We start from the raw sequence: 23,388 nt of genomic DNA on the forward strand, positions 1-23,388 counted from the left end.
TAGCCAAGGAGAAAATAATATATGTCCATGTTGAAACGGGCTCGCACCATGAAGTTAAATGCACGCCAATGGTACTTCTTAATCATATCTATCATTGGAATCACCGTCTTTATCTCTATCAATCAGGCGGACTTCCTAAACTATTCCCTGAATGATTGGATTTGGTTATATGCTCTCGTCGGCGCCACATTAATTTTAGATCACTTTACCTTTCGCCTTCCTCCACAAGGAAATGGACAATCTATGGACTCATCGGTCTATTTGGCTTGTGTCTTCATCTATGGTGCCCAATTTGCTTTATCCGTCTGTCTGTTGACTGTAATCATCCTATCACTTTATAACCACAAAACTCCAATTTGGAAAAATCTCGTCAACTTTTCTATATACGTCTTGATGATTACCGGCTCTTCTATCGTATTCTCTGCATCAGGAGGAGAAGTCGGTCCCATCCAAAATGAAAACATCATTTCATATGTAATAGCTCTGTCTGTTTATTTTTCAATAAACGTGTTATTGATTGGTTTCTATTACGTTATTCTGATGAAAAGTACACTATGTGAAGCATTAAAAGAATTTTTCAAGGATATTATCGTTGTATATCTTAGTACCCTTATCCTTTCTCTTGCCTTGTCTATCCTCATCTCCAGCAATGGCGTATTTGGCTTGGCACTGTTCATTGCGCTTAGTACCATGCTCTCCTATTCGTTTAAGCAGCTGTTTACGATGTATACCGAAATTCAGGAAAAGGCGATCAAGGATCAGCGTACGGGGTTATTCAACCACAGTTATTTCGAGAACTTATTGGATACAGAAATTAATAAATCAAAGGCAGCGGAAACCTCACTGTCCCTTGCGATGATTGACATAGACGATTTCAAGAAATACAACGATCAGTTCGGTCACCTGAAAGGAGACATGCTGCTCGCATTTCTGGGCAATTTTCTGAAAGCTGAATGTGAACCTGCGGAGGTTATTGCCTCCCGTTTTGGGGGTGAGGAATTTACAATCCTGATGCCGGGTTATGATGAGAATAAAGCTCGCAGTTTTATAAACCGCCTCCGCAAAAAATTGAATGATACTTATTTTGAAGGGGTCGAAATTTTTCCTGCTGGTTGTCTCTCCTTCTCAGCGGGAATTGCCAACTACCGGGATGACATCCATGATAAAGCACAGATGGTCGACCTCGCGGACCAGGCACTTTATTACGCCAAGAAGCAAGGCAAGAACAACGTACATGTTTACGGCAGCGGCTCAGCCCAGGAATACGAAATTGATTTTGCAGAAGACGTCCGCGATATTGAGCAGCAGCTGAAGTTGTTTCTCTACAAAGATGTGGACACCTTCAAGCATTCCAAGCGTGTATTCCGATACGCCATTGATATGAGCGAAGCACTCGGTCTGGATTGCACAGAAAGACGTACTTTTGTACTCGGTGCACTCATTCATGACATTGGTAAGCTGGAAATCCCTTGGGGAATACTGAATAAGAAGGATAAACTCACTCCTGGCGAATGGGAAACGGTAAAACGCCACGTCAGCTGGGGAAAACGGATCGCCGAAACAAATGAAAAACTTAAAGAGCTGGTGCCGTACATCGAGCTTCACCACGAACGGTATGACGGGGGCGGATATCCACATGGATTTAAGGGCAGCCAAATACCAAGATTGTGCCGCATGCTCACCATCATTGATTCTTTTGATGCGATGACAACGGAACGACCTTACCAAAAGACCAAAACCTACGAAGAAGGCATTGCCGAGTTGAGAAGATGTGCCGGAAGCCAGTTCGATCCTGAGCTGGTTGAACTGTTTATTGGCTATATGCAGCAGCGTATGCTGGAGCAGCAACAGCCTGCCGCTGGATTCGAGACATGAATCTTCTACCACTGATCTCCTCCCCCATGTTTGATACGTACCAAAAACAGGCATAAAGAGAGTATTCGCTGTGGGGCTCCGGTTACAACGGAGTCTTTTTATTTGATTCGGTTTTATTTAATATAGAGAAAGAGAGATATTAGATTAAAACACATAGAGTGGAGTGTTCAATTTGTTTTCCATCTGGTCCTTGAGTCGTATGAATCGAAAACTGCTGCTCGCGATAATCGTCGGGGTATTCCTCATGTCGTGTCTATTAATCATTGTCGGCGGAAAGAACGGGCCACAGGGCGCCATTATTGAAATGGAGCAAAAATATATAACGAGCGCGGAAACGATCGGCCATCCTGATGATGTGAACGGTTCATCTGTCGTTATGCCGGGTGTACCGCTTATGATTGCCGGGCTAACAAAGCTGCTCGGGAATGAAGGACATGCTTTCATGGCATACCGCCTCATCCAATCGCTTTTTCACGCCCTCTCCGTCTATCTGGTATTCGTTCTATCCAGATATATGTTTAATACATCAACAGCACTATTAGCATGTCTCATATATGCTCTTTATTGGCCGGTCTATGGCGTTGTTCGCCTCATACTACCGGATACGACGATGCAGATGCTCATGTTGATGCTCGTGTGCGCCGTGATCGGAGCACTTGAGTTCAAACAAGCGGGATGGTATATCGCCGCAGGCGTGCTCACAGCCCTCGTGGCCTACTTCAACCTGCAAGCTCTGCTATATCCGATTCTCTTTGTCATCCTCTGGTGGAAATATCACAGCCCGTGGCGAGTCATCATCGGTGGAACCCTGCTGATCACAATCGGATACCTTCTGGTCATGTCGCCTTGGTGGCTCAGCATACCGATCTTTGAGAAGTTGAGGTACCTTCCCGGCCCATGGAATATCGCACCGCTCTGGCTGGATGCCCGCTTCATCGAAGGAAATCCGTTGGTCCACTTGTACCGTAGTATATTCGGCGGACTCTCTACGAAATACGCCGGACGTTTTGGTAATGAGGAAGCCCGGAGGGTCGTTCAATCTGCTTTGGATTTTGTGCGCCTGATTTTGCTGTATGCTGGCGTCATTGGCCTTGTCTGGTCCGTCTGGAAATACCGGTTAAAGAGACAGCTTCCCGCCCTCCTAACTCTGCTGTATTTCATAGCGGCTGACTGGCTCGTACCGAGCCTGGATGGAACGGGCTTTCCATACGGGGTTTTTCTTCTTCTATACACTGCATTTCTAACAAATAAGGCCGTCATATACGCACATAAATCCAGTCTCCATAGAGGGTCGTCCCGCCAGCGGAAATATGTTAGGTAAAAATATATTTCACAAAGACAACGTGCTACAATGAAATCACATCATATTGCGTTTATTACATATGGGAGGGATTTCATCCAATGTCAATTATGCCATTAAGCCGCCGGAACATACCGGCTAGCCGACTTGTACTGGGATGTATGGGACTCGGCGGAGGTTGGGATAATAGTCCGATTACCGAAGAACATGTCCGCCAGGCTCACGATGCGGTTGATGCCGCACTGGCGGTTGGAATCAATATGTTTGATCACGCGGATATCTACACCCGAGGCAAGGCTGAGAGTGTCTTCGGACAGGTTCTAAAAGAACGTCCAGACCTTCGGGAGCAGATCATTATCCAATCCAAGTGCGGGATCCGGTTTGCGGAGCCTAACGGAATACCTGGTCGATATGACTTTTCCAAAGAACATATTTTGTCCAGCGTAGACGGATCGCTTCAGCGGTTAGGTATAGAATACCTCGATATTCTGCTGCTGCACCGTCCGGATCCATTGATGGATCCCGTAGAAGTGGCTGAGGCGCTGGAAACACTGAAAGTATCCGGAAAAGTCCGGAATTTCGGAGTGTCCAACATGACAGCTGGACAGATTGCTCTGCTCCAGTCTTATACCAATGAGCCGTTTATCGTGAACCAGTTGCAGATGAGCCTGCAACATATTGGATGGCTCGATGCTGGTGTTCATGTAAACCGTGATGAAGCCAAAGAGAATATGTTCCCTGATGGAACGCTCGAGTACTGCCAGATGAACCGGATTCAAATCCAAGCTTGGAGCCCGCTTGCTCAAGGCGTATACACGGGCCGTCCGGTTCAAGACTTGCCAGAAGCGATTCAGGAGACAGCAGCATTGGTGAAGCGATTGGCCAATGAGAAGGAGACTACTCCTGAAGCCATACTGCTTGCTTGGCTCATGAAACATCCAGCAGGCATTCAGCCAGTCATCGGCACCAAAAATCCGGATCGTATCCGTGCTTGCGGCGGTGCCGAACTTGTGGAGCTCACCCGTGAAGAATGGTATTCGCTGTATGTCAGCTCCCGCGGAGTAGCACTGCCTTAAATCCTCACCGCGTGAAATTCGGGGGCAAGAGCGGTTGGAGGAACGATTCACGTAGCGCCTTACAACAGGAAAAGGAGGTGTCCCAGGTCAACGGACCTTTTGGGGCACCTCCTTATTTATTAATAATGGCGTTAATATTGATCCGATTTATCGCGAAATATTATATGTTTTTGATATTTAACATTCTGATCGCATTAAGTATAGCAAGAACGGATACACCAACGTCTGCAAATACGGCTGACCACATGCTTGCGATCCCAAATGCGCCTAGAATAAGAACAGCAAATTTTACGGCTAAAGCAAAAATGATATTTTGTTTAACGATTCTTAATGTTTTACGTGATATTTTTACGACTGTGGCGATTTTTGAAGGCTCATCCGTCATGATGACAACATCTGCCGCTTCAATTGCAGCATCAGAACCTAGTCCCCCCATGGCAATACCGATATCAGCTCTTGCTAGCACAGGGGCATCGTTAATACCGTCACCGACAAAGGCAAGTGTGCCTTTTGCTGATTTTTCACTAAGCAATTGTTCCAATTTATCAACTTTGTCACCCGGAAGTAGTTCTGTATATGCTGCATCCAATCCGAGCTGATTCGCTACTTTAAGACCTACCGCTTTACTATCTCCTGTCAGCATTACTGTTTTGCGAATTTTATTTGCTTTCAAATCCCTGATGGCTTGCTGTGAATCTTCTTTGATCTCATCGGAAATCGTAATATAACCTGCATAAGCTCCATTTACAGCGACATGAACTACAGTACCTATGATTTCACCTTTATAGTACCGTATGTTTTCTCGTTGCATCAGCTTAGCATTGCCCGCCATAACAGGTCGACCATCAAAAAGTGCCTTAACACCATGTCCTGAAATTTCCTCAGCATCGGCTAATCTTGAGTTATCAATCGGTCGTCCGTAAGCTTGCTTAAGCGACATTGAAATAGGGTGATTGGAGTAGCTTTCGGCATAAGCAGTAATTTCCAACAATTCGTCTTTTGACATTCCTTTAGGTTGAATATCGGTTACGTTGAATGTTCCTTTAGTTAAGGTACCTGTTTTGTCAAATACAATAATTTCGGTATCAGCTAATGCTTGCAGATAATTTCCGCCTTTAACTAACACACCAACTTTTGAGGCACCACCAATACCGCCAAAGAAGCTTAATGGAACGGAAATAACTAATGCACATGGGCAGGAAATAACTAAGAATACTAATGCTCTGTATACCCAGTCACTAAAGGTAGCTCCGCTAATAACGAGTGGTGGAATAACGGCGAGCAGTGCTGCAACTATAACTACAATCGGAGTATAGTATTTGGCGAATTTAGTAATAAAGTTTTCAGTTGTTGCTTTTTCATTGCTGGCATTTTCAACTAAATCGAGAATTTTGGCAACCGTAGATTCTCCGTATTCTTTAGTCACTTTTATCGTTAATACACCATTTAAATTAATAAAACCACTTAAAATATCGTTGTCTGTAGATACCTCACGCGGTACAGATTCGCCTGTTAAAGCAGATGTGTCTACCATCGATACACCTTCAATGATTTTACCATCGAGTGGAACTTTCTCACCGGCTTTTACTACAATAATATCGCCTATGGCTACTTCTTCAGGGTCGACTTTTACCATTTTCCCGTTTCGTTGTACATTCGCATAATCAGGACGAATATCCATTAACCCAGCGATCGATTTACGTGATTTATCAACAGCGTATGATTGGAACAATTCACCTACTTGGTAGAACAACATGACTGCAACGCCTTCAGGATATTCTCCAATAATAAATGCACCAATCGTTGCAATACTCATTAAGAAATTTTCATCAAATACTTTCCCGCGCAAAATATTCTTAAGAGCTTTCAGTACAACATCACCACCTGCGATCAGGTAAATGACGAGGTACACCCAAAGTTTCCACGAATCATTAATAGGGAATATCATTGTAGCAAAAAATAAAACTAAAGCTGTAATGGTACGGATTAACCGTTTTTTCTCTCTCATGATTTAACCTCCACTCCATCTACTTGCATAATATCAGTGACCGTGGTTAAACCCACAGCCACTGATATTACTGCTTATTGCTAAGCCTTTATTACAACACTTGGTTCGATTTTTCTGATCGTAGCTTTAGCTTGTTCCACAACACTTTCAAATTTGTCGTCAGCTGCTTCAAGCACCAGCTTACTGCTCATGAAGTTTACGCTTGCTTTGCTAACATCATCAATTTTTGAGACTGCTCTTTCCAATTTAGCAGCGCAGTTTGCGCAATCCAGTCCATCTAATTTAAAAGCTTTTTTCATAATAATTACCTCCAAATTATATTATATTGATATATGAGAAACTGTTCATATACTAATATATTGTAAAGTTTCGTTTTATGCAAGTGTAAAATTAACATAGTTAGATCTTGACGTTACATACCCTAGGTAGGTATGGTTTATTTTCTATAAAAAGGATTTCTTATTCTCATATTGAGGATTGGTTACAAAGGGGGTTACAGCCCAGCGGGAGAGTATTCCTTTGCCACGGCGCCGGTTATCCGGTAAACTGGGTAGGCATTATTATTTCAATTGCGATTGGTGAGTTATATGACATCCATACCTTTTTATAAACGCCCTTTCGGCAGTGACCGCAAGGATCTCCCGTTCGCCGAGCTCGCTTCTTCCCGAAGCAGCCGGGAGCTAGTGGGCGACCAAGCCGCAGATGCGGCTTTTTTCCGCAGTTTGGAGTCGGAGGGGTTATATCTGAACCGGGCTCAAATCGAGGCCGTTAGGCACACAGACGGTCCCCTTCTGACCTTGGCGGGGGCAGGGTCAGGTAAAACGTCCGTCCTCGTTAGCCGTGCAGGATACTTGATGGCCGTTAGCAAAGTCGATCCCGCCTCCATCCTGCTTGTTACCTTTTCTTCGAAGGCAGCAGCGGAGATGAAAGAGCGAATCATGAGTCTGCCAGGCCTCCACCCTAAGGAAACCACGAAGGTGACTGCCAGGACATTTCACTCCTTTTTCCTATACTTGCTTCGGACACGCGGATTCCGACAGGAAATTCTAAGCAATTCGAGACATCAGCAGTTTATTATTAAGCGAATCCTAAGGGAGATGGGGCTTCAAGATGGCTACGAAGCGGAGACGCTGCTATCGCTATGGTCCGCTTACCGCATGAATATGACCGGTCTGGATGAGCTTCCGGTTCGCACGCCAGCAGAAATTGAACAGCGACAGATATTTGCCCGTTATGAAGCGTGGAAGGAAGAGAACGGCCAGATGGATTTTGACGATATTCTCGTGCTATCCTACCGCCTGCTGACCTCGGACGACATACTGCTCTCGTCTCTACAACGGCGCTACCGCTATGTCATGGTGGACGAGTTCCAGGATACCGGACTTCTTCCTTATGAGCTGCTGAAAATGATCGTGCGTCCTCACGCCAATCTGATGGTTGTCGGAGATGACGACCAAACGATCTACAGTTTTAACGGAGCGCGAAATGAGTTTATTTTGGAGTTCGATCAGACGTTTCCTGGCGCCAAAGTCGTGACACTCGACGTCAATTACCGTTCCCTCTCCAGTATCGTCGGCCTGGGCAACGAGATCATACGCGAGAACAAACGTCGGCGTATCAAAAAGCTGCAGTCCACCCGCAAGAGTGGAAATGTTCCGCTGTATCTGCGGCCCGGTGATCCTGATGAGGAAGCCGAGCTGCTGCTGAAGCATATCTCCGGAGAAGTAAGCGAGGGCAAGAAGAGCTACAGCGATTATGCGATTCTTTACCGTACGTCCAACAACAGCCGGGCGGTGTTCGAGCAGCTTGTCATGAAGGAAATACCGTTTATTCATTATGAGCAAGGAGATCTGTTCTACGAGCAGTGGATGGTCAAGCCGGTCATGGACCACCTTCGTCTTTCACTCGACCGCCGGGATTTCAAGGCGATGGAAGGCATGCTAAATACGCTGTACATCAACCGGGACAAAGGCATGGCCTTTATCCGTGAAAAAGATGCCCCACGGCCCAAGAAAGGACCCCTCTCCCACCTGCTCTCCTACCCGGGACTTAAAGATTTTCAGATCGTGCAAATCCGGGAACGATCTAAAATGATTAAATCACTGAAAGCTCTGGAACCGGCAGATGCCGTCCGCGAAATCCGGCTGCGTTTCTACGACAAATACTTAGAAGCCGACAACGCGCAGGATCTGACGATGCACAAGGAGTTCATTCAGGAGGGGTTAGACGAACTGGAGGCTTCCGCCAAACGATTTAAAGATATGGCATCCTTTATTGGCTTTGTAGACCGTCTGATTGAAGTCCACCGGGAAATGGCTGCACGGAAAAAGGATGACTCCGCCGATGCCGTGAAACTGATGACGATCCATAAAGCGAAAGGGCTGGAATTCCCGTCAGTCTGCCTGATCGGGGCTTCCGAGGGCATTCTGCCGCATACGTCTTCCCTCGAGGCCGAGCATATGGACGACAACCATCCGCTTACCTCCAGGCAGGAAAAAGGGGCCGATGCGCTAGAAGAAGAACGGAGATTAGCATATGTCGCCGTCACTCGTGCCAAAGACGAGCTGATTATCAGCTCTCCGGCTTACTACCGTGGCCGGAAGGTGGAGGTGTCCCGCTTCCTTCAAAGCGTGTTCCAGTCCTCAATCCAAGGCCTCAATGAGAAGAAAGACAAAGATGGAACCGCTGGCTTCCGAGGAGATTGGAGAGGAGCAAGCAGAGAAAGCTCTGCTCGCAGTGCTGGTTCGCGCAGTTCCACCGGAACAGCCGCTGGGTCTGGTTCATCCCGCAGATTTGGCGACCGTTCAGCCCGCTCAGCGAGTGAGCGTCTTCGTGTAACGGTTGAATCTGGCCCTTCTGGCAATAAGGAAGCACAGGTACCAGCCGGCCGTACCGAGTCCGTGCGTGCATGGCTCTGCACCGGCACAGGCTGCAAGGGCTGGCAGCGCTTGGAGTCCGGCAAATCCGGAACGAAGAATGGTAAGAAATGCCCGTTATGCGGATCTCCTATGAAAACGGGGATGAAAGAGGCCGCTGTTCCTACAGGTAGGCGGTAAGGCGTAAGACGGTAAGTTGATCCGTCTCTTGTTATGATGAGCCTCAGGCGATTATATTCATTTTCTTAAATTCCCATAAAGAAGCGGTCCTCAAATCTGAGAACCGCTTCTTCTTATATATCAGTTTTAATCTAATCCGTAACTCTTCAGCCAGGAATCTTGCCTCTCTTCCATCATCCCCAGCCTAGACTCCTGTCAGCTTCCAGCATTCTGCTAATATAGGCCTCTAACTCCCGAATACGCTGCTCTAGCTCACTGATTTTTGCGTTGGCTCCTTGTACGAAACGTTCCATCTTCATGCGAAGCTCTTCTGCAGATTTTCCTTTCCATTCCTGCAGGCGGGCAGAGATACCTTTTACCGTTGCGACCTGCTGCAGCAATCTCTGCCGAAGCTGTTCACACTGCTGGATAGCTCTTCTTAAATCTTCAACCTGTACCGAAATTCGACTCATTTGCGCTCAACTCCCGCCTGCTTGTTTATGATCACGCCTTCTTTTACGCCTCGTCGGCCAGTATGAAATCCTGTGCCTTCCGGTCGATATAGTCCGCGATTTCCAGCATGGCCGCTTCGTACCACTGCTGGATACCGTGTAGGCTTACGCTTGTATTCTCAGCAATAGGCGTCAGGGAACGACTCTCACTAGTACGGATGTTGTTTTCTATAAATTGAACCGCACTGCGGCTGTCACTGGAAAAACCTTCGGCACTCTGACGCATCTGTTTCGCAGCCTCAAGCAATTCGGCTGGTGTCAGCTGAATCAAACCGTGTGCCCCGCCGCTTCCAGGCAATCCCCCAGCCAACATCGCTTTCAGACTATTTCCCCCGAAGTTTACCAGACTCACCAAAGCAGCCATTGTTGCAGCATACGCCGCTCCACGCGGAGATCCATCCAGTGTCTCTCCACTCAGCCGGTTCACTAGCGGTCCTCTCAGATTTCCATTCTCATCAAACTTATACTGGGAGGGGGAATGGTAATTGGTTTTGTCATTTAAGACGGAGTCGTAAAAACGCCGAATATCGCCGATATAATATTTTCCGGTATCAATCTTCAGATTGTAATAAGGCATGACCACTTCCAGAAGACCCGTTCCATGCAGTGGAATCGGAACGTTCAAAATCTGGTTGTATTTTGCATTGGCCGTATCAAAGTCAGTTCCCAAATAATAGGTCGATCCGATATGTCGGTCATATTCTTCCAGACCGCCAGCACCAACAGAATCGCTGGGATGAACATAGTTAATGATTTGATTATCAAAGTCTCCATGCTCCACCTTGGCTACAAGCTCATCCGACAGCGAATTCAGCGTGCTCGGCGCACTGTAGGTTACCGCCGGCAAATCCTGCCGCGCCGCAACATACTGTGCCAGACCACCACCCAAGGAATGTCCGGTTAAAGAGATATCCGAATTGGGATAAGCTTTCTTGACCGCATCATACAGCTCTTCTGCTTGATGAAACTGGTTGTTCTCGTATTGAATTTTATCGCTGACCAACTTAACAGGCCCGTCATTCCACAGCGTTTTCCATGGATGATTCAGACTATTCTCCAAGTCTTTCGGCCGACCGCCCACAACATCCACGGCATCCGTATAAATATCCTTCACTTTCCCTATACTCATGCCGCCTGCTTCTGTTCCACGGTAAGCAATAATCACCTGATCTGTCGTATCGTTACGGAGCACTAAGGCATCAAAGCCGGAAATGCGGTGCAGATCCGCACCGTCAGGCTCTACCACACTCCATCCTTCCAGACCGTCTTCGGTAAGCTTTCCGGGAGGTACCTCATTGTAAGCAATCTGGGAGGCTTTGTTGTATATTTTATCCGAGATATATTTATCGCCCATAATTCCACCCTTTTTACCATAGTAAGGAATCATTATTATCAATTATAATATGAATGGTAATCATTAGGATATGATAAGGAGAAAAAATGAGAAAAAGGTCTTTATTTACATATCTACTGCTAATCGGGATGATCCTGCTCATTTTAGGAGGTTGTAATCGAATGACAGATCAGGAAAAAGAGACGCTGCGTTTAACGCAGGAAGCTGCTGAAGCGTATTTTCACGAGAAATACGGGGTTGAAGTGGAGTTTACGAATCATAAACTATCACCGCCTGACCTCGCGCACACCGTTGGCCTTAACGGCCATATCAAAGATAATGAAGAAGAACAGGTCTTTATCCTTGTTAATTATGACGACTTCACGATTGAAGCGGCAAGTGTGCCGGAAGACTTACCTCTCAAAAAATAGGCCAGATTTCGCATCCTTTGTCTGAGCCCTGAGCCTCACCTTCAAGCCAGCTGTACCTGTGTCGTTCGACGCAGACGGCTGGTTTTTTGGTATGAACTGCAAAGATGAAGCTATCTTGTAATTATATAAGTTCTGTATATTGGAAAAAGATGTACAATAGTGGTAGGTTATGTACGTCTTTATATTCCTTGAAGGAGGTCTCATTTTCTCTTGCTATTACCGGTCCGTAGAGGCTAAAATATAACCACTGTTTATACAAAAACATACATAGAAAAGGAGCTCCCATTTCATGAATGCTCAGAAAAGTAACATCAAGCTCGTGGTAGCCGGACTGCTCCTCGGCATTCTCATGTCGGCAATGGATAACACCATTGTGGCTACGGCCATGTACACCATCGTAAAAGACCTCGGTGGTTTTGATCAGATTGTGTGGGTAACCTCGGCATATATGGTTGCTGTCATGGCAGGCACACCGATCTTCGGCAAACTTTCAGATATGTATGGCCGCAAACGGTTTTACATTTTTGGTCTGGTCGTCTTTCTGGGAGGTTCCGTGCTATGCGGTATGGCTGACAGCATGCTGCAGCTCATTATTTTCCGGGCCATTCAGGGTATCGGTGGCGGCGCACTTATGCCAATTGCATTTACCATCGTATTCGATTTATTTCCACCGGAGAAACGGGGTAAAATGACCGGTCTTCTCGGGGCAGTATTCGGCACTTCCAGCATTATGGGTCCGCTGCTCGGCGCGTTTATTACAGACAATATCGGCTGGGAATGGGTTTTCTACGTCAATCTGCCGATTGGCATTGTTTCCTTTATATTCATCCTTATCGCTTATAAAGAGACACTGTCTCCTGTGAAGCAAAAAATCGACTGGATCGGTGCGGCCACCCTTGTCGGTGCCGTCATCTGTCTTATGTTCGGCCTGGAGCTCGGCGGGAAAACTTATGCTTGGGATTCACCACAGATTATTACTCTCTTCGTTGGATTCCTGGTTCTGCTCTTCATTTTCCTGATTACCGAGACAAAGGCGGCAGAGCCGATTATTTCATTTAAAATGTTCCAGAAACGACTCTTCGCCTCCAGCAGTGCCGTAGCGTTATGTTATGGCGCAGCTTTCATTGTCGCCACCGTGTATATCCCGATCTTTGTGTCTGGGGTCTATGGTGGTACAGCGACGAACTCTGGCCTGATCCTCATGCCAATGATGATCGGCAGTGTGTTTGGGAGCCAGATTGGCGGGATGTTGACAACCAAAACGTCCTTCCGCAATATTATGATTGTCTCTTCCATTTGCTTCATTGCCGGTATTTTCAGCTTAAGCACGCTGTCTCCGGAGACGTCCAGAACGATGCTTACCCTATTCATGGTTCTTACGGGAGTCGGGGTCGGCTTCTCTTTCTCGGTACTCAGCATGGCTTCCATTCATAATTTCGATGTCCGCCAAAGAGGCGCGGCAACGTCGACGAATTCCTTCCTTCGCTCTCTTGGGATGACCGTCGGCATTACGATCTTCGGAATCATTCAGCGCAACGTATTCACCGATAAGCTGGCAGCCGGAATGTCTGGTGGAAACGCACCCGCAGGTGTATCGTTCGATGCAGACGCCGCTCTTTCATCTGATGTCTTGGACAAAATGCCTCCTGCTGTACGTGAGCATGCCATTTCATCACTGGCTGACTCCATCTCCCAATCATTTACGTGGGCTCTCGTGCCGGCAGTACTGGCCTTTGCCTTTGTACTCATGATGAGCAATGAACGGGTTATCGTGAAAGCGAAGACTCCGGAGCTAGCTAAAGGGCAGTAAGAAATTATGTTATACAACAAAAGGCAAGATCCTTCAGCAGAGTGCTGGGATCTTGCCTTTTTAAATTGAGTTAAAACGATCTAGAATAGGAACTCATCCGGGTTCGGACCAAAGCGCTTGTTCTCGTTCAGACCATCAATCGCTGACATATCCTCAGCCGACAGCTCGAAATCGAAAATATCAGCATTTTCACGGATACGATGCTCCTTCACGGACTTCGGAATAACGATGATGCCATTCTGAAGATCCCAGCGAAGGACAACTTGCGCTGGCGTTTTACCGTATTTCTCAGCAATTTGGGCAATAACCGGCTGGTCCAGATGACCTTGCATCAATGGGCTCCATGCTTCCAGAACGATGTTGTTCTCACGCGCGTATTGAAGCAGTTCCTTCTGGTTGTTCAGGGGATGCAATTCCACCTGGTTAACGGTTGGCACCACACCGGAATCTTCAATGATATCGCGCAGATGGTGAATATGGAAGTTGCTGACGCCGATGGAGCGTACGAGACCTTCTTTTTGCAGATGAATCAGTGCCTTCCACGTTTCTTTATATTTATCTTTACCAGGCCAGTGAACGAGGTACAGGTCTAACATGTCGAGTCCAAGCTTCTTGCGGCTTGTTTCAAACGCCTTAAGCGTTGACTCGTAGCCTTGGTCTTCATTCCATACTTTCGTTGTAATAAACAACTCTTCACGGGGCACGCCACACTCGCTGATAGCTTGTCCCACGCCTTCCTCATTGCCATATATGGCCGCTGTATCGATGCTGCGGTAGCCGGCTGCAATGGCCGATTTCACGGATTGAATGACTTCTTCGCCTTCTTGGGTCTTGTATACGCCGAGGCCCAGCCAAGGCATTTTGATGCCGTCATGCAGCGTAGGCCCATCGGTAAAAGCTTGATTTGCCGGATTTGTCATACGAATCCCTCCTGAACTTATGTAAACTCCTTACGGTTTTTCAGGCCGTAGTTATAGTATAGCAATTCCTTCGAAGAGGCTCAATGTTGATCAGACCTTGAAGATTGACGGCAATGTATCAGCGTGTTATTATTATCTTAACTTAAAGATATTTAATATAGAAATAATAAATTCCAGATACCACGCAAACACTTTATCAATAATGGATATGGAGGATTAACCAATGAATGGATTAAAAGGAATACACCATGTAACAGCAATCACCAGCAGTGCGGAGAAAAACTATGAATTTTTCACTTATGTTCTCGGCATGAGACTGGTCAAGAAGACCGTAAACCAGGATGATATTCAGACATATCACTTGTTCTTCGCCGATGATAAGGGTAGTGCAGGTACAGATATGACGTTTTTTGACTTCCCGGGCATTCCGAAAGGGATGCATGGTACCGATGAGATATCCAAGACTTCGTTCCGTGTGCCAAGTGATGCCGCATTGGATTATTGGGTGAAGCGATTTGACCGGCTAAATGTTAAGCACCATGGGATTAAAGAGTTATTTGGGAAAAAGACGCTGTCCTTCGTTGATTTCGATGACCAGCATTACCAGCTCATCTCGGATGAACATAATGAAGGTGTAGCGTCCGGTACGCCATGGCAGAATGGACCGGTGCCTTTAGAGTATGCGATTACGGGATTAGGCCCAATCTTCGTACGGGTGTCCAATTTTGAGAACTTCAAAGTGATCATGGAGAAGGTGCTGTTGTTTAACGAGATCGACCAAGCGGGCTCCCTCCATCTGTTCGAGGTAGGTGAAGGGGGCAACGGGGCACAGGTCATCGTTGAATATAATGCTGTTCTTCCTAGGGCACGGCAGGGCTTTGGTACTGTTCATCATGCGGCCTTCCGCGTGGAAGACCGTTCTGTACTAGAAGAATGGATTAATCGTCTGGACAGCTTCCAGCTTCGTAACTCAGGATATGTAGACCGCTACTTCTTCGAATCGTTGTATTCAAGAGTTGCGCCACAAATATTGTTTGAGTTCGCTACCGATGGACCAGGGTTTATGGGAGATGAGCCGTACGAAACACTTGGTGAGAAATTATCCCTGCCACCATTCCTGGAACCGCAGCGGGAGGAGATTGAGAGCATGGTGCGTCCGATTAATACGGTACGCAGCACGAAACCATTAGTGAAGGAATAAAACCTAGTCAAACAGGCCACCCAAGGAACACTTCATGATCCCTTCGGGTGACCTGCTTTTGCATTTTTCTGAGAAGCTAAGTAGAGACTACTGTTTCAGGTACGCGTGATTTCCGCTTCGCAGGAGGAACTTTGCCAAATACGACCCAAGACATCGGCAGCCAGCGTACGGTCAAAGAGACGACAATCCATGACGCTGCAAGGGCAAGCACGAATCCTCCCAAGTACCACAGATGAATGAGAGGTGAGAAGCCTGTCTCCGGCGGGAATCTCCGGTATATAAACAAAAAATACGGATGAATAAGATAAATACCGAACGACAGCTCTCCAAGCCTTGTCATAAATCTCGTTAGCCATGGCCATGCATGCCTGAGCAATATATGAGATAACTGGATGGCCACAAGTCCAGCCGTAATCGTCTGTATATTCCAGAGAAAGTGGTACAGCAGAGAATCATACTTTGCACCATGCAAGCGGGCGGTATGATAAATATACACATGTCCAAGGGATGCTGACAGCCATATCACCCACAACATAATCCAACCCGTGAGGCGGGCTGCCGTCACATTTTCCTTTTGGATCTGGAACCATACCTTCAGCTTAGGATAATAGATTCCTAGAACTGCCCCAAGCATAAAATAAGACATATAATGTAATGCCCAGCTACTAGGTCTTCCAGTAAGTAAATAATATTTATTCAGAATGATAAAGGCATATTGCATCACAAACCCTACAGGTATGGCCCATTTTGCAAGATTAGGCTTACGTTTGAATAGCCATAAAAATAACGGAAACATCAAATAAAATTGAACACTAATGAATATAAAGTACAAATGCGTATGGGCTTTGCCGGTAAACAGCTGAACCACAAACTTCTCAATAGTCTCTTCCAGAGAACGATCTCGATAATACGTAAAATGTGATATTAAGAAGTAAAACACCGAAAACAATACATACGGAACTAAAATAAATTGTAATCTCTTTTTATAAAAGTTACCGATTAACTTTTTGTCGAGCGGACGAGAATAATAACTATAGAACAACACGAAGCTGCTCAAGAACAAAAATACTGGTGTACCTATCTTCATGAAAATGTTAAAAAAATTGTACGCTAAATAAAAATTTGATTCCTTCATCGCAATTGTTGCGAATGATGTAGCGTGCACTGACAGAACGCCGATGATCGCCATAGCTCTAACCAGCTGAATTTCTGATAGATTCTCTCTAATGGTCCCTTTACTCATTATTGCTTTAATCCTCCCCTGCTTCCATCCATCTATATCTCTATATATGAAGTCTAAGACTATTTCGATGAACGACACAAAAAAGCACAGGAACCGATCTCCCACGCTTTTAAAGAGCGTATCACACTGTATTTCATTTTGCTACTTACAACTATTACCGATACGACATAAAAATGCTTATCCTCTATAATAACTGCATGCAAAAATGAAAAACGGCTCATCCCTCCTCAAAATGGCAAGTTGGAATGAGCCTATGACACTATAGTATAAAAGATATATTATTCAACGAATTTACTTCAAAGTAATGCCAAATGTTGATCCTGCCGCACCGGCAAATACGATCGTTCCATTCTTAGGCAGCTTCACTTCGTTTTTGCCACTGACAACCGTGTAATTCACACATACTCCCTGCTCATCATATACCGCAAAAGCACCTTTTGCCGGCATCTCAACGGTCATCGTCTTACCGACAGCTACTTCAGGGACGGTGTACCATTTGGCATGCCCATCACCATTCAGTTTGACCGCAGACTGTTTCCCCTTATAAAGGGGCTTTACTTGCTCCTCGCTTACATACAAGCTTCCGGAAGCATTAAGGTACTCGACTCCATCCTTTGTGTCGAAACGGATTTCAAACATATCCCGTCCACCCATCGCCGGAATTTGAAGCTCGCTCGCTGCTGTAATAGGGCTTGTAATTTTCTTGTCGAGCAGATAACCCGGGAGAGCGTCCGTGCGGTCAATCTGCAATGTAGGCTTCATAATGAGATACATGAGAGAAGTATATTTCTCGTTCACAGGATAATACGTTTTGCCTTCCCGCTTCGCCCAAGCTTCAGCAGTCTCTTGAGATAACGTATAATCTTCCAGCTTCTCGGCCGTATAGTGTGACAAAGCCATTTGTCCGAGACCCGGAACAGTCAAATATTCTCTAGCCCATAAGTAGGTGCGTCCATTCTTCTCCGTCACGAAGCTGAGTTTTGAGCCACCATCCTCGTTGACAAAGCTCCCGTCTGAAGTATATACAAACTTCTGTTCCGGAGTGTTTGGTACGAGCGGATTAGATAAGGACAGTTCTCCATTCTTATTGACCGTAACCTTGAGCTGTTGATTTGAAGCACCATAATAACCAGCGTGTTTCATGACGTCTTCAGGCATAGTAGCCTTGACTGGCTTACCGAACGACTTCTCCGCCTTGATCTCTTTGATTGTACCCTTTTCTTTCATCGCTTGTAGTAACAGCTCGTTCGCAAGCAACTCATTCGTTGAGCTGGAACCGCCCGATGATAGCACGGCAGCAGCCATATCCTGCTCCGGAAGCACGACAAGAGAAGCATGATACAAAATAGTGTCCCCGCCTTTGACGAGACCCTTCATTCCGTAATCATTGAACGGAAACAGTCTCACACTGTCCCACCCAAGCCCGTAATCAAACGAATTATCCGCTTCTTTCGGCCACAGGCCCTTTTTATATTCTTCCTGCTCCATCGCGCGTACCGACTTGTCGGAAAGGATACCGTCTACTTGCCCCGTAAATATTTGCGAGAATCGAACCAGATCCTCAGCAGTGGAATAGATTCCTCCCGTTCCAATCACGTTGACAGTCTCGTTCGGAAGCTGTCCTTCATAAGTAGGATAATAAAGACCAGCCATCTTGTCTGCTTCCAATACATCCTGCGATGTCTTCGTATGGTTCATTTCTAATGGTTTGGTGAAATTTTGATGAATGAATGCAGTAAAATCCTTACCACTTACTCTCTCTACAAGAATCTCAGCCAGCGTAAATCCATCGTTGCAATAGACGGAAAATGCTCCTGGGTCTGCCTTCAAGCTCTGGGTGGATAATTGTTGCAGCAGCGTATCATGCGCATACTTGTCATTATCCTCAAATAAAAAGGCACTTCCAAGGCTGGACCCTTGCAACCCTGAGGAATGGTTCAACAACATGCGTGGGGTAATTTGCTTATATCGTTCATCTTTCATTTTGAAGTCAGCTATGTACTGGACTACGGGAGTATCCAGATTGATCTTCCCTTCGTCTACCAATTTCATAACGGCAGCGGTCGTAAACACTTTACTCGTCGATCCGATGCCATACATCGTGTCTTTGGTCAGCGGCTTCTTCCCTTCCATATCGTTATGGCCAGCCTGACCCGACACTGTTATCTTGCCGTTGTCGATCAGCGCATACTGGACACTTACCGTACCATATTTTTCGGTAAGCAGCGCCGCTTTCTCTGAAGCAAGCTTCTCCAGTCCTTGGTTCGAGACTGCAACATTACTGCCAGTGGATGCCATTGCCGCTGTCGGAATGAGCAGCATCAGCACGAGTGTGACAGATAGCAACCATGATAACCTTTTCTTCATTGATCTTCCTCCTTATTTTGAATCTAACATATAGTACGATTTACCAATTGATATGGTTCAATTATATTTAATGAATAGTTTGAAATATACAAATTCCCCTGGGTTTCCCATGCAAAAAAGCTTATCCCTCCTCAAATTGCAAGTTGGAATAAGCTTTTTATCTTACTGTCTATTTTCTACGTTTGTGTACACCCAATAACAGCAAACCGCAGGCTGCCATAAACAAATATGGGCCGCTGGAAGCAGCATTGAAATTGGACCCGAGGATATCAACACTTTTGGACAGCACATAAATATATGAAAGTATGATACCTGCTATGGCCATAGTATATCCAAGCATCTTAATTATCCGCTTCTCACGAATGACCATCAGGAATGGATAAAGAAACAAAAGAATGAAAAATACCGCTCCTTGGCCAAACCCGTTCTCTGAAGCGAACCCAATATCCACCCATTTGAAGAAAAACGAAATGATTGCGGCGCATGTGGCAATAAAAATCATCTTACTGCCCATGTCCCATTTTTGAAAGTTCAAGTCAATCTAGTCCTCCTATGTATAACCTGGTCGTTCAGGGCTGTCATAAATCGACAAACATAGGTCTATTATACTGAAAACTTCAAAAACGAGATAGATGTTCCGGGAAAATATTCGTTTTTCTAGGATTGGTTTGACGCATTCAAGCGTTCAACCGGCTCATTCACCCATACCGTCTTGCTTGCAGCGTCCTCTCGTTTACCCGGTTTTGCATCCATATCAGGAACGCCCAGATAGATAAATCCTAGCATTTTATCTTTCTCCCGAAGGCCGAACGCTTCATTCATCAACGGATGGAAACATGGATCGCCAGTTCTCCATACAGCACCAAGACCAAGGGCATGAGCCTGAAGCAGCATATTTTGAATTGCCGCAAACACAGCACCATACTCCTCAAGCTCAATGACTTTAGGGTCGTCGGAAGGAACCACAGCTACACCGATGACAACCGGTGAACGCATCGCTTTACTCAGCGCCGATTCCCGCGCGGCAGCCACTTCCTCTTCCGTCTTCTCACCTGCCTTACTCTGGGCAATATCAGCGAGAGCATTACCAAGCAATTCACGGCCTCCATCTCTCATCACGAAAAAACGCCACGGTTCCGTATGTTTATGGTTGGGCGCCCATGTTCCGGCTTCTAGAATTTGTTCAATGTTTTCCTGCGGTATCGGGTCCTGCTTTACTTTACCCACGCTACGGCGCGTGCGGATTGCTTCAACTACATTCATCACAATTCCCCTCCTAAAATCTTAAAACTTTCCATCTTCTATGACCCATTGTAGCAAAAAAGAGGTCTGCAAGCACCCAATAAGCTATAGCCGAGCTGAGCAAAAACAAATAGGCGCCGTATCAGCTGTATATAACTCACATTCCAAACGTGCATGCGGCAGACTTGGATGTCAAAAAAACAGACGCTTCACCAGCCAGTTCAGCCCGGAAACGTCTGTTTTCTTTTCATATCTGAATCTCTCGATCACCTTATACGCTCACAGGAACAGCAGCCTCGCCCACATCCGTATGCGAATCGGAGCGCTGTGCCATTTCAGCCTTCCGAAGCATCTTCTGACCACGCCAGCGGAAGACCGACAGTACCCCCCGCACATATTCATCTGCAATCATACATAAGTAGATTCCGACTAATCCCCAGCCGTAATGAATGCCGAGCACATAAGACATACCTGTGGCGATCAACCACATCGAACCGAGTGAAATGTACATCGTAAATCGGGTATCACCCAGCGCATTTAGTGAGTTCCCAAGAGTCATGTTCAGCAGCTTGCCTGGCTGCAGAATCAGATTCAATCCAAGCAATGAGACACCGATCGTAATGATTTCGGAATCTTTAGTAAATAATCCGAGAATTTGGGCACCAAATACGTAGATGAGTAAAGCGTTCACCCCGACAAAAATACTCCCGATTCCAAGGGCGCGATATGCTGCTTTGTACGCTTCCCTCGTTCTCCCCGCTCCATACAGATGCGCAATCTGGATCTGAGCGCCCATCGCGATAGACATGCCGAGCAAGAAACACATGGACTCCAGTGTGTTCATATATGTGCGTGCTGCCAGCTCCGTTGCCCCGATCGTAGCAATGAACGTATATATAATCAGCTGTGAGAATACCCAGCAGGACATATTAATGCCAAGGGGCCAGCCAATATTCAATATTTCCTTAAATAACGGTTTATCGAATAAACGGAATTCACGCAGGCGGATCCGGTATTCGAACGAGCGGAGGAACATAAACATGAGCAACAATACAGCGAGCAGCCGGCTAACTACCGTTGAAATCGCCACGCCGGTTAGTCCCCACTGCGGCAGACCGAAAGCACCAAATATAAAGCCATAGTTGAGGAACACGTGAATAATATTCATCCCGATAGCGATATACATCGGTCCCTTCGTGTTGCCTGTGTTCCGGATGACCGTACTCATCGTGGACATCATGGCAATCAGCACCATACCTCCACCAACAATGGAAATATAGGTGCCGGCAAGCGGCAGCAGCCGATCTGGAAGCTGAAGCGCCGAAGCGATCTGCGTAGGCAGCATATATAAAATGACACTAAGTACCACACCGATCAGCGTGCTGACACTGAGAGCCATAATTCCGATTTTTCTAGCGTCGAGACTATTACGGGACCCCAGTTTCTGCGCGATCAAAATGCCGGCCCCGCTTGCTACCGTCATGAACAGAGTTGTCATCGCTTGAAACAGCTGATTAGAAAATCCGACCACGGCGACAGCATCATCCGAAATCCGGCTGACCATCAGCGTGTCTACCGCACCGAGAAGAAATTGAAGAAACACCTCAATAAAGATCGGCCATACCAAAACCCATAATGCAAATTTACTTTTTTCTTTATCCAACATTTAAACCTCCAACTTTATGGACGAGCTGAACAGATGTTCAGCACAATCACTTATGACAGCTTCTAATTATAGATGATATACTGATTTAAGGATATCACTTTATGAACGTAAACTTATAAAATTCAAACTTCAAAATTGGAGAGGAAGTCCTCAGATGACTATTCTTCACTTTACCGTTCCTCCACTGCCTGAATACATTATCAGCGGGGTGTATGAAGCTACGGAAGGTGACCGGCATCCCAACAGGCGAAACATCGGTGTATTTGATCTGCTTGTCGTGCGAAAAGGTTGCTTATACGTCACAGAGAATGGGCGCCCGTTCGATATTGACGCTGGATCATTTCTTATTTTACGGCCAGATACCCACCATTTTCCGACACAAGGGTGTACTGAGAATACGATCCACTATTGGCTGCATTTCCAAACATCCGGCGGATGGATCTCGGATGAGCATGACTCGGTTCCCAAGAAGGATGAGTCACTGGAGCTCCAGCCCTTTTCCCCCAACTACTTTACGGTCAAGGTCCCTCAGTTTGGCACTTTGCCACAACCACAGAAAGCTTTTGAACTGCTGGATTCTCTTGCTTCTCTTGTCCAACACGGCCACCGCACTCAGTCACTATGGAGACAACAGCTGCTATTTCAGGAGTTATTTGAGCAGCTTGCCGCGGCTCTCGACACGCCGGTTTCCTCCCCCTCCTCATCATGCGCAGAACAGGCAGCCGCATTTTTGCGGGAGCATTATCGAGAAGAATTTAAAGCTCAAACGCTCGGGGATAGCATTAACTTCCATCCCGTGTATATCGCTCGCTGTATGCAAAAAGAGTTCGGTTGCTCTCCTGTGGAGTATTTGCTCCGCTACCGGATTGAGCAGGCTAAGCTGCTGCTGCTTCAGACCGACCAGACGGTAAGCCGGATTGCAGAAGATGTCGGCTTTAACCACGCAGCCTATTTCACCTCTTGCTTCGCCAAGCAGGAAGGAATCTCTCCACGAAAATACCGTCAGCGTTTTTCTTAATTCATCTTGCAATCCATCCAGAAGTCATCGCTCTCTTCGCTCGAAACGGCTCAATAGAGCCTGATTGTAAAAGAACAGACATTCAACTATCTCCTTAAGAAAAACGTCTACAGTCAGATGACAAGAACATATAGACTTTGAAAGCCGCATAAAATGCGGCTTTTTTGGGGATTTTGCGACAGCCAAGAGAAGCCGAACGGCAAAAGGAAACTGAACGATAAGCATAAAAAAAGAACGGGGCGCGGCGGTCATTCATAGACCAATCACACCCCATTTTTACTATAGGTGTGCCACGCAGCAGAATGATGATTTTGAGGGAAAAGGTATAAACCCTGCTCCTCTCAAAACGCG

Annotated in this window: 16 protein-coding genes and 1 pseudogene; 8 read left to right on the plus strand and 9 right to left on the minus strand. The window is 46.2% G+C overall.

Annotation, left to right across the window (positions count from 1 at the left end):
* The first annotated feature begins 21 nt into the window (after positions 1 to 21).
* The 3 genes from AC2TF5_RS25385 to AC2TF5_RS25395 all read left to right on the plus strand — a co-directional run bounded on the left by AC2TF5_RS25385 (position 22) and on the right by AC2TF5_RS25395 (position 4,251).
* Positions 22 to 1,875 (plus strand): bifunctional diguanylate cyclase/phosphohydrolase, encoded by a 1,854-nt coding sequence (locus tag AC2TF5_RS25385; protein WP_491299854.1) that lies wholly within the window; start codon positions 22 to 24, stop codon positions 1,873 to 1,875.
* Positions 1,876 to 2,047: 172 nt separating this feature from the next.
* Positions 2,048 to 3,196, plus strand: coding sequence for an ArnT family glycosyltransferase (locus AC2TF5_RS25390; protein ID WP_491299855.1), 1,149 nt, complete (start codon positions 2,048 to 2,050; stop codon positions 3,194 to 3,196).
* Between the two features lie 80 nt (positions 3,197 to 3,276).
* Positions 3,277 to 4,251, plus strand: a complete 975-nt coding sequence (locus AC2TF5_RS25395; protein WP_491299856.1) for an aldo/keto reductase — start codon at positions 3,277 to 3,279, stop codon at positions 4,249 to 4,251.
* 160 nt (positions 4,252 to 4,411) lie between these two features.
* Here AC2TF5_RS25395 and AC2TF5_RS25400 read toward each other — a convergent pair.
* Positions 4,412 to 6,558: pseudogene (locus AC2TF5_RS25400) on the minus strand (heavy metal translocating P-type ATPase).
* Between the two features lie 288 nt (positions 6,559 to 6,846).
* Here AC2TF5_RS25400 and AC2TF5_RS25405 point away from each other — a divergent pair.
* Positions 6,847 to 9,315: a UvrD-helicase domain-containing protein gene (locus AC2TF5_RS25405; RefSeq protein WP_491299857.1), complete on the plus strand. Its 2,469-nt coding sequence runs from the start codon at positions 6,847 to 6,849 to the stop codon at positions 9,313 to 9,315.
* A gap of 173 nt (positions 9,316 to 9,488) precedes the next feature.
* On the opposite strand, the gene AC2TF5_RS25410 is transcribed toward AC2TF5_RS25405, so the two are convergent.
* On the minus strand, positions 9,489 to 9,767 hold the full coding sequence (locus AC2TF5_RS25410; protein ID WP_208916090.1) for a WXG100 family type VII secretion target: 279 nt from the start codon (positions 9,765 to 9,767) through the stop codon (positions 9,489 to 9,491).
* A gap of 43 nt (positions 9,768 to 9,810) precedes the next feature.
* Positions 9,811 to 11,160 carry a lipase family protein gene (locus tag AC2TF5_RS25415; RefSeq protein ID WP_491299858.1) on the minus strand — a complete coding sequence of 450 codons (1,350 nt, stop codon included), beginning with the start codon at positions 11,158 to 11,160 and terminating at the stop codon, positions 9,811 to 9,813.
* A 161-nt stretch (positions 11,161 to 11,321) separates the two neighbouring features.
* On the opposite strand from AC2TF5_RS25415, the gene AC2TF5_RS25420 reads away from it, so the two are divergent.
* Positions 11,322 to 11,570 (plus strand): hypothetical protein, encoded by a 249-nt coding sequence (locus AC2TF5_RS25420; RefSeq protein ID WP_491299859.1) that lies wholly within the window; start codon positions 11,322 to 11,324, stop codon positions 11,568 to 11,570.
* A 289-nt stretch (positions 11,571 to 11,859) separates the two neighbouring features.
* Positions 11,860 to 13,380, plus strand: coding sequence for an MDR family MFS transporter (locus AC2TF5_RS25425; protein ID WP_491299860.1), 1,521 nt, complete (start codon positions 11,860 to 11,862; stop codon positions 13,378 to 13,380).
* An 80-nt stretch (positions 13,381 to 13,460) separates the two neighbouring features.
* Here AC2TF5_RS25425 and AC2TF5_RS25430 read toward each other — a convergent pair whose 3' ends face one another.
* Positions 13,461 to 14,300 (minus strand): aldo/keto reductase, encoded by an 840-nt coding sequence (locus AC2TF5_RS25430; protein WP_491299861.1) that lies wholly within the window; start codon positions 14,298 to 14,300, stop codon positions 13,461 to 13,463.
* A gap of 223 nt (positions 14,301 to 14,523) precedes the next feature.
* Between AC2TF5_RS25430 and AC2TF5_RS25435 the strand changes: the two genes are divergently transcribed.
* Positions 14,524 to 15,501 carry a ring-cleaving dioxygenase gene (locus tag AC2TF5_RS25435; RefSeq protein ID WP_491299862.1) on the plus strand — a complete coding sequence of 326 codons (978 nt, stop codon included), beginning with the start codon at positions 14,524 to 14,526 and terminating at the stop codon, positions 15,499 to 15,501.
* Between the two features lie 76 nt (positions 15,502 to 15,577).
* Here AC2TF5_RS25435 and AC2TF5_RS25440 read toward each other — a convergent pair whose 3' ends face one another.
* From AC2TF5_RS25440 to AC2TF5_RS25460, 5 genes are all read right to left on the minus strand, one after another.
* Positions 15,578 to 16,744 carry an acyltransferase gene (locus AC2TF5_RS25440; protein WP_491299863.1) on the minus strand — a complete coding sequence of 389 codons (1,167 nt, stop codon included), beginning with the start codon at positions 16,742 to 16,744 and terminating at the stop codon, positions 15,578 to 15,580.
* Positions 16,745 to 17,035: 291 nt separating this feature from the next.
* Positions 17,036 to 19,111, minus strand: a complete 2,076-nt coding sequence (locus tag AC2TF5_RS25445) for a serine hydrolase domain-containing protein (protein ID WP_491299864.1) — start codon at positions 19,109 to 19,111, stop codon at positions 17,036 to 17,038.
* Between the two features lie 169 nt (positions 19,112 to 19,280).
* Positions 19,281 to 19,646, minus strand: coding sequence for a hypothetical protein (locus AC2TF5_RS25450; protein ID WP_491299865.1), 366 nt, complete (start codon positions 19,644 to 19,646; stop codon positions 19,281 to 19,283).
* A gap of 122 nt (positions 19,647 to 19,768) precedes the next feature.
* Positions 19,769 to 20,374 (minus strand): nitroreductase family protein, encoded by a 606-nt coding sequence (locus AC2TF5_RS25455; RefSeq protein ID WP_491299866.1) that lies wholly within the window; start codon positions 20,372 to 20,374, stop codon positions 19,769 to 19,771.
* 250 nt (positions 20,375 to 20,624) lie between these two features.
* A complete protein-coding gene (locus tag AC2TF5_RS25460; protein WP_491299867.1) occupies positions 20,625 to 22,019 on the minus strand; it encodes an MATE family efflux transporter in 1,395 nt (464 codons plus the stop codon).
* Between the two features lie 154 nt (positions 22,020 to 22,173).
* On the opposite strand from AC2TF5_RS25460, the gene AC2TF5_RS25465 reads away from it, so the two are divergent.
* Positions 22,174 to 23,037 (plus strand): helix-turn-helix transcriptional regulator, encoded by an 864-nt coding sequence (locus AC2TF5_RS25465; RefSeq protein ID WP_491299868.1) that lies wholly within the window; start codon positions 22,174 to 22,176, stop codon positions 23,035 to 23,037.
* The last annotated feature ends 351 nt before the right edge of the window (positions 23,038 to 23,388 follow it).

The sequence above is a fragment of the Paenibacillus sp. JNUCC 34 genome, from assembly GCF_058269055.1.